This is a genomic window from Leclercia sp. LTM14 (assembly GCF_023736175.1).
Taxonomy (GTDB): domain Bacteria; phylum Pseudomonadota; class Gammaproteobacteria; order Enterobacterales; family Enterobacteriaceae; genus Enterobacter; species Enterobacter barmai.
On the sequence record NZ_JAIKTT010000001.1, the window covers coordinates 151,734 to 164,831 of the forward strand.

Sequence of the window (13,098 nt, forward strand, 5' to 3'; positions counted from 1 at the left end):
CGAGAGCCTTAAAAGTCAAAGCGCAGTGTGCAAACTATTAAGCACAGCGCACTAAGCAACGGCTATTTCTTCTTGTGCCACTTATCATCCTCACCCTTTTCATAATCCTGCTTCACCGCCGCCCAGGCCACCTTGTGCGCGGTCTCTTCGCGGCTGTCATCGCCCCGACGGTCCTCTTTGTCTTTGTACTGATCCCAGGCGCTGTTGAAGGCTTCTTTGTAGATATCCTGCGCGTGGGCGGGCAGAACGTGCTGAACGTTATCCGGTAAATCACTTTTCGATTTGTATGGCATGGCAAACCCCTCTTTTTAATCAATTATTAAGTGTGGTCCACAATTCCGGAGCCTTCCAGTCGAAGTGATAATCGGATAATTCTATTGCTTAATTCACTGTTATTAAGAATATATTTAATAAAATCTTCTTATTATGACGCTCTCACGTAAAAATGAAGTGATACCGTAAAATTAAGTAAAAGATAAGCAGAAATTAACGGTAATCTGTTAATTTAACGTCCTCTTTTTCTGTCTACAATAATAAGCACCTGCAACTCTGGAGATATACATGACAACAGCACACGAGGCGGTGAAAACCCGCCATAAGGAGACGTCTCTCATTTTCCCGGTGCTGGCCCTGGCCGTGCTGCTCTTCTGGGGAAGTAGTCAGTCGCTGCCAGTGGTCATCGGTATTAATTTGCTTGCCCTGGTGGGTATTCTGAGCAGCGCCTTTAGCGTTGTCCGCCATGCCGACGTGCTGGCCCACCGCCTGGGCGAACCCTACGGTTCCCTGATTTTAAGTCTTTCCGTCGTTATTCTTGAAGTGAGCCTTATTTCCGCCCTGATGGCGACCGGTGACGCCGCGCCAACGCTGATGCGCGATACGCTCTATTCCATCATTATGATTGTCACCGGCGGGCTGGTCGGCTTCTCGCTGCTGCTGGGCGGGCGCAAATTCGCCACCCAGTATTTGAACCTGTTTGGCATTAAGCAGTATCTGATCGCCCTCTTCCCGCTGGCGATTATCGTGCTGGTGTTCCCGATGGCACTGCCGGGGGCCAATTTTACTACCGGTCAGGCCCTGCTCGTGGCGCTGATTTCCGCGGCGATGTACGGCGTGTTTCTGCTCATCCAGACCAAAACGCACCAGAGCCTGTTCGTGTATGAGCATGAAGATGAGAGCGACGACGATGACCCGCACCACGGCAAGCCGTCCGCGCACAGCAGCCTGTGGCACACGGTCTGGCTGGTGGTGCATCTGATTGCGGTGATCGCGGTCACCAAGATGAATGCGAACCCGCTGGAAACCCTGCTGACCGAGATGAACGCGCCGGTGGCCTTTACCGGTTTCCTGGTGGCTCTGCTGATCCTCTCCCCGGAAGGGCTGGGGGCGTTGCGTGCGGTGCTGAACAACCAGGTGCAGCGTGCCATGAACCTGTTCTTTGGTTCAGTACTGGCGACCATCTCTCTTACCGTGCCGGTGGTGACGCTGATCGCCTTCCTCACCGGGAACGAGCTGCAGTTCAGCCTCGGCGCACCGGAGATGATTGTGATGGTGGCGTCGCTGCTGCTGTGCCAGATTTCATTTTCAACAGGGCGCACCAATGTGCTCAACGGTGCGGCGCACATGGCGTTGTTTGCGGCGTATTTAATGACGATATTTGCGTAGCCTGACGCCCGGCGGCGCTGCGCTTGCACGGGCCTACGGGTTTTGTAGGCCGGGTAAGCGCAGCGCCACCCGGCAAAATCACCCATAAAAAAACCCGCCGAAGCGGGTTTTTATTAGTTGCTGGTATCCAGCTCTTCAAAGCTCTTAACCAGGTCGTCAATCGCTTTAATCTGCTTCAGGAACGGCTCCAGCTTATCCAGCGGCAGCGCGGATGGGCCGTCGCACTTGGCGTTGGCTGGATCCGGGTGCGCTTCAATGAACAGGCCCGCCAGACCGGTCGCCATACCGGCACGCGCCAGTTCAGTCACCTGGGCACGACGGCCGCCGGAGGCTGCGCCAAACGGGTCGCGGCACTGCAGGGCGTGGGTCACGTCGAAGATCACCGGCGACTGGTTAGAGACGTTTTTCATCACGCTGAAGCCCAGCATGTCGACCACCAGGTTGTCGTAACCGAAGTTAGCGCCACGGTCGCACAGAATAACTTTGTCGTTACCGCCTTCGATAAACTTATCGACGATGTTCCCCATCTGGCCTGGGCTTACGAACTGCGGTTTTTTCACGTTGATCACGGCACCGGTTTTCGCCATCGCTTCGACCAGGTCGGTCTGACGGGCGAGGAACGCGGGGAGCTGGATCACGTCGACAACGTCAGCGACAGGCTGCGCCTGGCTGGCTTCATGGACGTCGGTGATCACTTTTACGCCAAAAGTCTGCTTCAGCTCCTGGAAAATCTTCATCCCCTCTTCCAGGCCCGGGCCACGGTAAGAGTGAATGGAGGAGCGGTTGGCTTTGTCAAAAGAGGCTTTGAACACGTACGGAATGCCCAGCTTCTGGGTCACGGTCACGTAATGTTCGCAGATACGCATCGCGAGGTCGCGGGATTCCAGAACGTTCATGCCGCCGAACAGCACGAACGGCAGGTCGTTCGCCACGTTGATATCGCCAATGCTAACCACTTTTTGTTTCATAGGATCGCCTTATTCAGGGGTGAATCGGAATTAAGATTAATGCAGTGTAATCTGTTTGTGCGCGATGGAATTAATCTGCGCGCGGATCATTTCGCTGATCGGATCTTCCGGACACTGCTCAACAAAATAACTCAAATCATTCAGCGCAACGTGGTCGCACTCAAGCTGGACGTAGATCAGACCGCGGTCGCGGATCTCATACGGATCTTCCGGGTTAAACTGCAGCAGCACCTCACTGGCACGCAGCGCCAGCTCCATCTGCCGCTCTTCCATCAGCGCCGACTTCAGGGTGTCCAGCAGCTTGCGGATCACCTCGGCGTTATCCGCTTCATCCAGATCTTCGTTGTACAGCTCCGCCATCGGACTGATGTTGCCCTTCAGCCAGACATCCAGCGTATGGTCGTCGAGGGTCTCGCCATTGAACGGGTTGATTAACCACATTTCACCGTCGAGCCACTCGGCGCGCAGCAGCATCTGCGTCGGGAAGATGACCGGCACCAGCGGGATATCCAGACGGTGCGCCACCCATAATAAAATCGCCCCCAGGGAGACGGCGCTGCCCTGACGGTTTTTCAGTACCTGATCGAGCCACAGCGCGTCGGAGAGGCGATACACGCCGCGCGTATCGCAAAAGCCCCACTCGCCATAGAAAAGCTCAATCAGTTTTTCCAGTTGCCAGTCCTGAGGGCGCGCCTGATTAATCTCTTCACGCGCCAGACTCACCAGCTGCTCCAGCTCGTCATAGACATACTGCGAAATGAAATCATCGCGGATCAATTCTGATACCTTAATCATCCCATCGCACAGCGGCACTTTGTTAAATTCGAAATCGGCCAAGGACCTCATGACTTACCCCAGTATCGGTATTCTTGTGGTGGCGAGTTTAATGATGATGTACAGCACCACCAGCCCCAGCAGAAAGGCAATAAACCCCACCTGCTGGCTGCGCTGACGATGACGCCCCAGCGCAATAAAACCCAAAACGATGTAGATGATAACGCCAAACAGCTTTTCAGTCAGCCATGAGCCTTCATCTGTAAATGGCAGATAGCCCGTTATCCACATCAGACCCGCGCCGGAGAGAAACAGCACGGTGTCGATGCAGTGCGGCAGCACCCTCACCCAGCGCGCGTTGATTAGGGCATTACTGCTGTAACGCCACCAGTAACGCAGCGCAAAAAAACTGACGGTCAGGGTGACTGCCGTCAGATGCAGGGTGATGAGTAGAGAAAAGCTATTCATGCCATTTGCCAAGGGTCAGGCGCTCATTACCGCCATAGTCGCGACAGGTTTCAACCTGGGTAAAACCGGCCTGCCGGAAGAGGTTACGCACCGGTTCGCCCTGGGTCCAGCCATGTTCCAGCAGCAGCCAGCCGCCGCTCACCAGATGTTGACGAGACTGGATGATAATATGGCTGAGATCCGCAAGGCCCTGATCCGCTGCAACCAGCGCGCTGCGCGGTTCAAAACGCACGTCGCCCTCGCCGAGGTGCGGATCGCATTCATCAATATAGGGCGGGTTGCTGACGATGGTCTCAAACTGCTGGTCAGCGAGGGCCGCAAACCAGCTGCTCTGTCGCACCGTCACGTTTTTAAGCCCCAGACGCTCAAGGTTACGCTGTGCCAGCGCCACCGCGTCGGGCATCACGTCCACCGCCGTCACCTGACAGTCCGGACGCTCGCTGGCCAGCGCCAGAGCGATAGCCCCGGTGCCGGTGCCTAAATCGAGAATGCGCGCAGGCGTGGCGGGCAATCTGGCCAGCGCCTGCTCCACCAGACATTCGGTGTCGGGACGGGGGATCAGCGTGGCGGCAGAGACATACAGCGGCAGCGACCAGAACTCACGCTCGCCCACCAGGTGCGCCACCGGCTCGCCGGTTTTACGCCGGGCCAGGAGAGCATCAAGCTGCGCCTGCTGATCGGCGGTGAGCTCGGTTTCACCAAAGGCGAGAAGAAAGGTGCGTGGTTTGCCGGTCACGTGCTCCAGCAGGATCTCCGCATCGCGACGGGGGCTATCGCCGCCCGCCAGCGTCGTTATCGCCTGCTGTAACCAGTGCTGAAAATCCATTAATCCTGCTCTGCCAGCGCCGCCAGCTGATCGGCCTGGTACTCCTGCACGATAGGCTCGATCAGCGAATCCAGTTTGCCTTCCATGGTCTCATCCAGACGATAGAGGGTCAGGTTGATGCGGTGATCGGTCACGCGCCCCTGCGGGAAGTTGTAGGTGCGGTTGCGATCGCTGCGATCGCCGCTGCCCAGCAGGTTACGACGGGTTGAGGCTTCCGCCTGCTGGCGTTTTGCCATCTCTGCGGCATGGATACGCGCACCCAGCACCGACAGCGCTTTGGCCTTGTTTTTGTGCTGGGAACGTTCGTCCTGACACTCCACCACAATGCCGGTTGGCAGGTGGGTAATTCGGATCGCGGAGTCGGTGGTGTTAACGTGCTGACCACCCGCGCCGGACGAGCGGAAGGTATCGATGCGCAGATCCGCCGGGTTGATATCCGGCAGTTCGGCTTCCGGCAGCTCGGGCATAACCGCCACAGTGCAGGCGGAAGTATGGATACGGCCCTGTGACTCGGTGGCCGGTACGCGCTGAACGCGATGACCGCCGGACTCAAACTTCAGACGACCGTACACCCCGTCGCCGCTGATTTTGGCGATCACTTCTTTATAGCCGCCATGCTCGCCTTCGTTGGCGCTCATGATCTCCACGCGCCAGCGACGCGACTCGGCGTAGCGGCTGTACATGCGGAACAGATCGCCGGCAAACAGGGCCGCTTCATCCCCGCCGGTGCCGGCGCGGACTTCGACAAAGGCGTTACGCTCATCGTCCGGATCTTTTGGCAGCAACAGCACCTGAAGCTGCTGCTCCATCTCTTCAGAGCGGACTTTCGCTTCCTGCAACTCTTCCTGCGCCATCTCGCGCATTTCCGGGTCGTCGAGCATCATCTGCGCGGTTTCGATATCTTCCTGAACCTGTTGCCAGTCGGTAAAGCAGCGCGAAACATCGCTTAACTGTGCATATTCGCGCGACAGGGCGCGGAAACGTTCCTGGTCGGCAATGGTCGCGGCATCGCCGAGCAACGCCTGAACTTCTTCATGGCGCTCGTGCAGCGCTTCCAGTTTGGCGACGATAGAGGGCTTCATAGGCGTAAGTGCACCTTTTAATTATAAAATGGGTATGGCGCGCTATTCCAGCCCGAGGCTGTCGCGCAGAATGTTCAGGCGTTCGTCGTCCCCGTCACGGGCAGCCTGTTGAAGTGATTTGGTTGGGGCATGGATCAGACGGTTGGTCAGTTTCCATGCCAGTTCCTGCATGATGACCTGCGGATCGCCGCCCTGTTCCAGGGCCGCCATCGCTTTGGCAGTGAGTTCATTACGAACCTGTTCCGCCTGACCGCGGTATTCGCGAATGGTCTCGCTGACGCTTTGCGCGCGCAGCCAGGCCATAAATTCGCTGGTTTCCTGCTCGACAATCGTTTCGGCCTGCACCGCCGCCGCTTTACGCTGGGCGAGGTTGTGGGAAATGATGCTCTGCAGATCGTCCACGCTGTACAGATAGGCGTTCGCCAGCTTGCCGACTTCCGGTTCGACATCACGCGGTACGGCGATGTCCACCAGCAGCATCGGCTGGTTGCGGCGGGACTTAAGGGCGCGTTCTACCATGCCTTTGCCGATAATCGGCAGCGGGCTGGCGGTGGAGCTGATGATGATATCCGCCTCGTTCAGACGGGCGTCGATGTCGCTCAGGGCGATCACTTCCGCGCCCACCTCATCCGCCAGCGCCTGGGCGCGTTCACGGGTGCGGTTGGCGATAATCATCTTCTTCACTTTGTGCTCGCGCAGATGACGCGCGACCAGCTCGATGGTTTCACCCGCGCCGACCAGCAGCACGGAGACCGTCGAGAGGGATTCAAAGATTTGGCGCGCCAGAGTACAGGCGGCAAACGCAACGGAAACGGCACTGGCGCCAATGTCGGTTTCGGTTCGCACTCGCTTGGCGACGGAGAAGGATTTCTGGAACATGCGCTCCAGCTCGCTGGCCTTAAGATGGCCTTTTTGCGAGTCGGCAAAGGCTTTTTTAACCTGCCCGAGGATCTGCGGTTCACCCAGAACCAGCGAGTCAAGGCCGCTGGCCACGCGCATCAGGTGGCTGACCGCATCGTTATCCTGATGCCAGTACAGGCTGTTGCGCAGCTCTTCTTCGTTCAGATTGTGGTATTCGCATAGCCAGCGGATCAGCGCTTCGTGCAGGTTATCCTGCTCTTCCACGCTGAGATAGAGCTCAGTACGGTTGCACGTCGACAGCACCACGCCCCCCTGCACCATTGGCTGGGCAAGCAGACTTTCCAGCGCCTGGTCGAGCGTGTCCGGCGAAAACGTGACGCGTTCTCGCAGTGAAACCGGGGCCGTTTTGTGGTTAATACCGAGTGCTAAAAGGGTCATATGAGCGGGAGTAGTACCAGCGTTAATAAGGTTAGCAGGCCGCATCATACAGGATGCGCGAGATCAATAAAAGAGACTGCCCCCTTTCGGAGTAATAGGTTATTAGTTGTTATTAACGGTTAAATTCAAGTTTTAAGACAACTTGAGCGTAGACGCTGCCGCTACCGGGCGCTAGCATTAAGCGATATAACTGCCACGTATCTCAAGGATTTGTCCTCATTATGACCAGACTGATTCGCCTGCTGCCCCTCGCCGCGCTGGTGCTTACCGCATGTTCCATTACGCCGCCCAAAGGGCCAGGCAAAAGCCCCGACTCGCCGCAGTGGCGTCAGCACCAGCAAGAGGTGCGCGGTTTAAGCCAGTACCAGACCCGCGGTGCTTTTGCTTATCTGTCGGATCAGCAGAAAGTGTACGCCCGCTTCTTCTGGCAGCAGACCGGCCAGGATCGCTATCGCCTGCTGCTGCTCAATCCGGTGGGGAGCACCGAGATGGAGCTGATTGCTCAGCCAGGCAGCGCGCAAATCACCGACAATAAAGGGCAGAAATATACCGGCACCGATGCCGAAGAGATGATCGGCAAGCTGACCGGAATGCCTATTCCGATCACCAGCCTGCGCCAGTGGATCCTCGGCCTGCCGGGCGACGCCACCGATTACAAACTCGACGACCAGTATCGTCTGAGCGAAGTAAACTACAGCCAGAACGGCAAAAACTGGCACGTGGTTTACGGCGGCTACGACAGCAACACCAAACCGGCTCTGCCGTCCAGCCTGGAACTGACCGAAGGCGGCCAGCGCATCAAGCTGAAGATGGATAACTGGATTGTCAAATGATGACCCACTGGCCTTCACCGGCAAAACTGAACCTGTTTTTATACATCACCGGCCAGCGGGCTGACGGCTATCACACCCTGCAGACGCTGTTTCAGTTTGTCGACTACGGCGACACGATTTCGATTGAACTCCGTCAGGATGGGCAGATCCGTCTGCTCACCCCGGTGGAGGGCGTGGCAGATGAAGATAACCTGATCGTCCGCGCCGCCCGGCTGCTGATGGCTGCGGCGCAGCAGAGCGGACGCCTGCCTGCGGGCAGCGGCGCGGATATCAGCGTCGAGAAACGCCTGCCGATGGGCGGCGGGCTGGGCGGCGGGTCGTCAAATGCCGCCACCGTCCTGGTGGTGCTCAATCACCTGTGGGGCTGCGGACTTTCGGTGGATGAACTGGCCGCGCTCGGGCTGACGCTAGGAGCCGACGTGCCGGTGTTTGTCCGGGGGCATGCCGCCTTTGCCGAAGGGGTGGGCGAGATCCTCTCCCCGGCAGAACCTGCCGAAAAATGGTATCTGGTGGCCCACCCGGGTGTCAGCATCCCCACCCCGATTATCTTTAAGGATCCGGACCTTCCACGCGATACCCCGGCCCGGTCAATAGAAACGTTATTAAACTGTGAATTCAGCAACGATTGCGAGGTTATCGCAAGAAAACGTTTTCGCGAGGTTGATGTCGCGCTTTCCTGGCTGTTAGAATACGCGCCGTCGCGCCTGACTGGCACAGGAGCCTGTGTCTTTGCTGAATTTGATACGGAATCCGCCGCACGTCAGGTGCTCGAGCTGGCTCCAGAGTGGCTGCATGGTTTCGTAGCGCGTGGTATGAACATCTCCCCGCTACAGCAGGCCATTCTGGCGCAATCTGAGTTTCGGTGACAACGTCACCCTGTTCCAGACGTTGCATCGCGCTCTTTAATACACCGCCTGGATAGCGTTCGCCTGGCCCGCACAGTTTTCGGCGACACTATCCACCACTGGACGCATGCCTGAGGTTCTTCTCGTGCCTGATATGAAGCTTTTTGCTGGTAACGCCACCCCGGAACTAGCACAACGTATTGCCAACCGCCTGTACACTTCTCTTGGCGACGCCGCCGTAGGTCGCTTTAGCGATGGCGAAGTCAGCGTACAAATTAACGAAAATGTACGCGGTGGTGATATTTTCATCATCCAGTCCACCTGTGCTCCAACTAACGACAACCTGATGGAACTGGTTGTCATGGTCGATGCCCTGCGCCGTGCTTCCGCTGGCCGTATCACTGCTGTAATCCCTTACTTTGGCTATGCCCGTCAGGACCGTCGCGTCCGTTCCGCACGTGTGCCAATTACCGCAAAAGTTGTTGCTGACTTCCTCTCAAGCGTAGGCGTTGACCGTGTTCTGACGGTTGACCTGCATGCCGAGCAGATCCAGGGCTTCTTTGATGTTCCGGTTGATAACGTATTCGGCAGCCCAATCCTGCTGGAAGACATGCTGCAGCTGAACCTGGACAACCCGATTGTGGTTTCTCCGGACATCGGCGGCGTGGTTCGCGCTCGCGCTATCGCCAAACTGCTGAATGACACCGACATGGCGATCATCGACAAACGCCGTCCACGCGCTAACGTTTCTCAGGTGATGCACATCATCGGTGACGTCGCTGGCCGTGACTGCGTGCTGGTTGACGACATGATCGACACCGGCGGCACTCTGTGCAAAGCCGCCGAAGCGCTGAAAGAGCGTGGTGCTAAACGCGTGTTCGCCTACGCAACTCACCCGATCTTCTCCGGCAATGCTGTAAACAACCTGCGCAACTCCGTCATTGACGAAGTTGTCGTCTGCGACACCATCCCACTGAGCGACGAAATCAAAGCGCTGCCAAACGTGCGTACTTTGACTCTGTCCGGGATGCTGGCCGAAGCGATTCGTCGTATCAGCAACGAAGAATCCATCTCTGCGATGTTCGAACACTAATCGGCCGCAGTCTGAAAACCCGCTACGGCGGGTTTTTTTGTCTGTAGCATTTATTTGTATGATTAATGCCTCCTTCACCTGCCATTGATATGACAGATGATGCGCAACTGGATAATGATTGTGAAAAACGCTTCCTCTCATGTTCTTCCCTTCCGCGCCCTCATCGACGCCTGCTGGAAAGAGAAATACACTCTGTCGCGGTTTACCCGTGACCTGATCGCCGGGATTACGGTCGGCATTATTGCGATTCCGCTGGCGATGGCGCTGGCTATTGGCAGCGGCGTGGCGCCGCAGTATGGCCTGTACACCGCCGCCGTTGCCGGGATTGTCATTGCCCTGACCGGCGGGTCACGCTTTAGCGTCTCCGGGCCGACCGCAGCCTTCGTGGTGATCCTCTATCCGGTTTCTCAGCAGTTCGGCCTTGCCGGTTTGCTGGTGGCGACCCTGATGTCCGGGGTATTTTTGATTCTGTTCGGCCTGGCGCGCTTTGGCAGGCTGATTGAGTACATCCCGCTTTCCGTCACCCTCGGCTTTACCTCCGGGATCGGCATTACCATCGGGACCATGCAGATTAAGGATTTCCTTGGCCTGCAGATGGCCCACGTACCGGAACACTACCTGCAAAAAGTAGGCGCGCTGGTGATGGCGCTGCCGACCGCCAACCCCGGCGATGCCGCGATCGGCGTGGTGACGCTGAGCACGCTGATCCTCTGGCCACGGCTGGGTATCCGCCTGCCGGGCCACCTGCCCGCCCTGCTGCTGGGCTGCGCGGTGATGGGGGTGGTCAATCTGCTGGGCGGCCATGTCGCGACGATTGGCTCACAGTTCCACTATGTTCTGGCCGATGGTTCGCAGGGTAATGGCATCCCGCAGCTTCTGCCTCAACTGGTACTGCCGTGGGACATGCCCGGTTCCAGCTTTACCTTAAGCTGGGACTCCCTGCGTGCCCTGCTGCCTGCCGCTTTTTCTATGGCGATGCTGGGGGCGATTGAGTCCCTGCTCTGCGCCGTGGTGCTGGACGGGATGACCGGCACCAAACATAAAGCCAACAGCGAACTGGTCGGTCAGGGGCTGGGCAACCTTATCGCGCCGTTCTTCGGCGGGATCACCGCCACGGCGGCCATCGCTCGCTCGGCAGCCAACGTGCGTGCGGGTGCCACCTCGCCGGTCTCGGCGGTGATCCACTCGATACTGGTGATCCTCGCCCTGCTGGTGCTGGCGCCGCTGCTCTCCTGGCTGCCGCTCTCCGCCATGGCCGCCCTGCTGCTGATGGTGGCATGGAACATGAGCGAGGCGCATAAAGTGGTCAACCTGCTGCGCCGCGCGCCGAAGGACGACATCATCGTGATGCTGATCTGCATGTCGCTGACGGTGCTGTTTGATATGGTGATTGCGATAAGCGTCGGGATTGTGCTGGCATCGCTGCTGTTTATGCGCCGTATCGCCCGCATGACCCGTCTGGCGACAGTGAACGTTACGGTGCCGGATGACGTGCTGGTGCTGCGGGTGATCGGCCCGCTGTTCTTTGCAGCCGCCGAAGGGCTGTTCAGCGAACTGGAGTCGCGCATCGCGGGCAAACGCATCGTGGTGCTGAAGTGGGACGCGGTGCCGGTACTGGATGCCGGTGGGCTGGACGCCTTCCAGCGTTTTGTGCAACGTCTGCCGGAAGGCTGTGAGCTGCGGGTCACCAATCTCGAGTTCCAGCCCCTGCGCACGATGGCGCGCGCAGGGGTTCAACCTATTGCGGGTCGTCTGGCGTTCTATCCGAACCGCGACGCTGCGTTAGCGGATCTGTGACATCCGCCGCTGCATCATGATCCCGATCGCCTGCTGGAGCCACTCAAGCACTGCAGGCGTCATCCAGGTGCCCTTCATCAGATGCGGCTCCTGCTGCATGGCAAGGCGGAATTTTTGCTGGGTCGCGGGGTGTGTTCCGGCGTAAGACTGGAACAGCTCCAGCCAGTTCTCTGCCAGCCGCTGGGCTTCCGGGCTATCTGCACTCACGCCGTCCCGGCTCGCCTGATGCAGTTTTGCCACCAGCGCCGGCCACTCCATCATGCGATCAAAATAGTGCGCGCGGGTAAACGCCATCTCCTCGGGCGTCAGGTAGCGCGCCCAGATTGCCAGCTTGCTCTCGGCAAACGCCCGGGTGATGAAATCCAGAATTTCAGCGTTGATCCCCGTCTGCTCACGCATTTGTGGTTCCACGCTATGCATCTCATTCAGCCGGGTCAGGAAGGCCGGATTGCTCGCGGTATCCTGCTCAAGCTGCGTCATCCAGCGCGTCGCCAGATCGGTGGCGCGCGGGTCGGCAACGTCCACCTTTTCCGCCAGCAGGCTTTGCACTTCCGCCACCAGCCCGGCCCAGATCCCGGACAGGGCGTCACTCTGCTGCGCAAAGGGTAATGCCTGTAACTCTTCTTTACTGAACCAGCGATCGTACATCGTCATTAACTCCAGAGTTTGTAACCAGGATTCCAGATCGGGCTCTGCCCCTGCGGCCATCGCGCCACGCAGGCCCATCAGCTGTTCGCGCAGCGTCTGTATGCCGCGCAGCTGTTTATCCAGCAGGGCGATTTGCACACTCAGTACGTCCACCATGGAGCGGAGATCCCGATCGAGAATCTCTTTGATTTCGGCAAGTTCCAGCCCCGCTTTGGCCAGCACCTGGATTCGGTGCAGCCGCTGTACATCCGCGAGGGTATAAAGACGGTAACCTGCCGCACTTCTGGCGGAGGGAAGCAGCAAGCCGGTTTGCTCATAGTGGTGCAACGTGCGAACGGTGATCCCCGCTCTCTTCGCCAACAGGCCAACCTGGATTAACATTGCTGCTCCTTTTATCTCGCCATCACGGTCACTCTGGAGCCTTACGTTACGTGAGGGTCAAGGAAAAAGGCAAAAAACGGCTTCCGAAGAAACCGCTTTTCGCGCTGTCGCAGGTTAACTGTGCTTATGCTGATCGCGACGGCAGCGTTTATCGTAGTGGCGCACCCACCAGTATCTGTCGCAAACCTGCTCGTGGCCGCTGACGCGAGCCCCCGCGAGCCACAGCACCGCACCCAGGAAGATGCTGAGCACCGCGCCATGCGCGAAGTATTGCGGCAGGTCAAGTTGCGGAAGCTGGTTTAAAATGGAATAACCGACGCCGACAACCATGACGACTAATCCCAACCCCATCAGCACGTTACCGAGTAGCGAAGCGTTTTTGCGTTTCATATGTCACCTCCGGAACTTTGGGTTGTCAGGGA

14 protein-coding genes are annotated in these 13,098 nt (G+C 58.0%); 5 read left to right on the top strand and 9 right to left on the bottom strand.

Annotation, left to right across the window (positions count from 1 at the left end):
• Positions 1-62: 62 nt before the first annotated feature.
• Positions 63-293 (bottom strand): putative cation transport regulator ChaB, encoded by a 231-nt coding sequence (gene chaB / locus K5I40_RS00690; protein WP_039030711.1) that lies wholly within the window; start codon positions 291-293, stop codon positions 63-65.
• 268 nt (positions 294-561) lie between these two features.
• Between chaB and chaA the strand changes: the two genes are divergently transcribed.
• Positions 562-1,662: a sodium-potassium/proton antiporter ChaA gene (chaA, locus tag K5I40_RS00695; RefSeq protein ID WP_039030712.1), complete on the top strand. Its 1,101-nt coding sequence runs from the start codon at positions 562-564 to the stop codon at positions 1,660-1,662.
• Positions 1,663-1,775: 113 nt separating this feature from the next.
• Here the strand turns inward: chaA and kdsA are convergent, their stop codons facing one another.
• From kdsA to hemA, 6 genes are read right to left on the bottom strand one after another with little or no spacing between them, the layout of a single operon-like run.
• Positions 1,776-2,630: a 3-deoxy-8-phosphooctulonate synthase gene (kdsA, locus tag K5I40_RS00700; protein ID WP_039030713.1), complete on the bottom strand. Its 855-nt coding sequence runs from the start codon at positions 2,628-2,630 to the stop codon at positions 1,776-1,778.
• Positions 2,631-2,666: 36 nt separating this feature from the next.
• Positions 2,667-3,476, bottom strand: a complete 810-nt coding sequence (sirB1, locus tag K5I40_RS00705) for an invasion regulator SirB1 (protein WP_039030714.1) — start codon at positions 3,474-3,476, stop codon at positions 2,667-2,669.
• Between the two features lie 3 nt (positions 3,477-3,479).
• Entirely contained in the window at positions 3,480-3,872 is a 393-nt protein-coding gene (sirB2, locus tag K5I40_RS00710; RefSeq protein ID WP_223073918.1) for an invasion regulator SirB2, read from the bottom strand.
• The gene (prmC, locus tag K5I40_RS00715) at positions 3,865-4,698 is read right to left on the bottom strand and encodes a peptide chain release factor N(5)-glutamine methyltransferase (protein ID WP_223073917.1); all 834 of its coding nucleotides are present in this window, start codon (positions 4,696-4,698) and stop codon (positions 3,865-3,867) included. The genes sirB2 and prmC overlap by 8 nt, the downstream gene beginning before the upstream one ends.
• Positions 4,698-5,780 (bottom strand): peptide chain release factor 1, encoded by a 1,083-nt coding sequence (gene prfA, locus K5I40_RS00720; RefSeq protein ID WP_138369267.1) that lies wholly within the window; start codon positions 5,778-5,780, stop codon positions 4,698-4,700. Before prfA ends, prmC begins: the two co-directional genes overlap by 1 nt.
• A gap of 42 nt (positions 5,781-5,822) precedes the next feature.
• A complete protein-coding gene (hemA, locus tag K5I40_RS00725; RefSeq protein WP_039030718.1) occupies positions 5,823-7,079 on the bottom strand; it encodes a glutamyl-tRNA reductase in 1,257 nt (418 codons plus the stop codon).
• 221 nt (positions 7,080-7,300) lie between these two features.
• On the opposite strand from hemA, the gene lolB reads away from it, so the two are divergent.
• From lolB to dauA, 4 genes are all read left to right on the top strand, one after another.
• Positions 7,301-7,912, top strand: coding sequence for a lipoprotein insertase outer membrane protein LolB (lolB, locus tag K5I40_RS00730; protein ID WP_039030719.1), 612 nt, complete (start codon positions 7,301-7,303; stop codon positions 7,910-7,912).
• Entirely contained in the window at positions 7,909-8,778 is an 870-nt protein-coding gene (ispE, locus tag K5I40_RS00735) for a 4-(cytidine 5'-diphospho)-2-C-methyl-D-erythritol kinase (RefSeq protein WP_138369268.1), read from the top strand. Before lolB ends, ispE begins: the two co-directional genes overlap by 4 nt.
• 124 nt (positions 8,779-8,902) lie before the next feature.
• Positions 8,903-9,850: a ribose-phosphate diphosphokinase gene (prs, locus tag K5I40_RS00740; protein ID WP_003856663.1), complete on the top strand. Its 948-nt coding sequence runs from the start codon at positions 8,903-8,905 to the stop codon at positions 9,848-9,850.
• 120 nt (positions 9,851-9,970) lie between these two features.
• Positions 9,971-11,647 carry a C4-dicarboxylic acid transporter DauA gene (gene dauA, locus K5I40_RS00745; protein WP_223073916.1) on the top strand — a complete coding sequence of 559 codons (1,677 nt, stop codon included), beginning with the start codon at positions 9,971-9,973 and terminating at the stop codon, positions 11,645-11,647.
• Here the strand turns inward: dauA and K5I40_RS00750 are convergent.
• Both K5I40_RS00750 and ychH read right to left on the bottom strand, forming a co-directional pair.
• Positions 11,633-12,676 carry a MerR family transcriptional regulator gene (locus K5I40_RS00750; protein ID WP_223073915.1) on the bottom strand — a complete coding sequence of 348 codons (1,044 nt, stop codon included), beginning with the start codon at positions 12,674-12,676 and terminating at the stop codon, positions 11,633-11,635. The genes dauA and K5I40_RS00750 overlap by 15 nt on opposite strands.
• Before the next feature lie 114 nt (positions 12,677-12,790).
• A complete protein-coding gene (ychH, locus tag K5I40_RS00755) occupies positions 12,791-13,066 on the bottom strand; it encodes a stress-induced protein YchH (RefSeq protein WP_039030722.1) in 276 nt (91 codons plus the stop codon).
• Between the last annotated feature and the right edge of the window lie 32 nt (positions 13,067-13,098).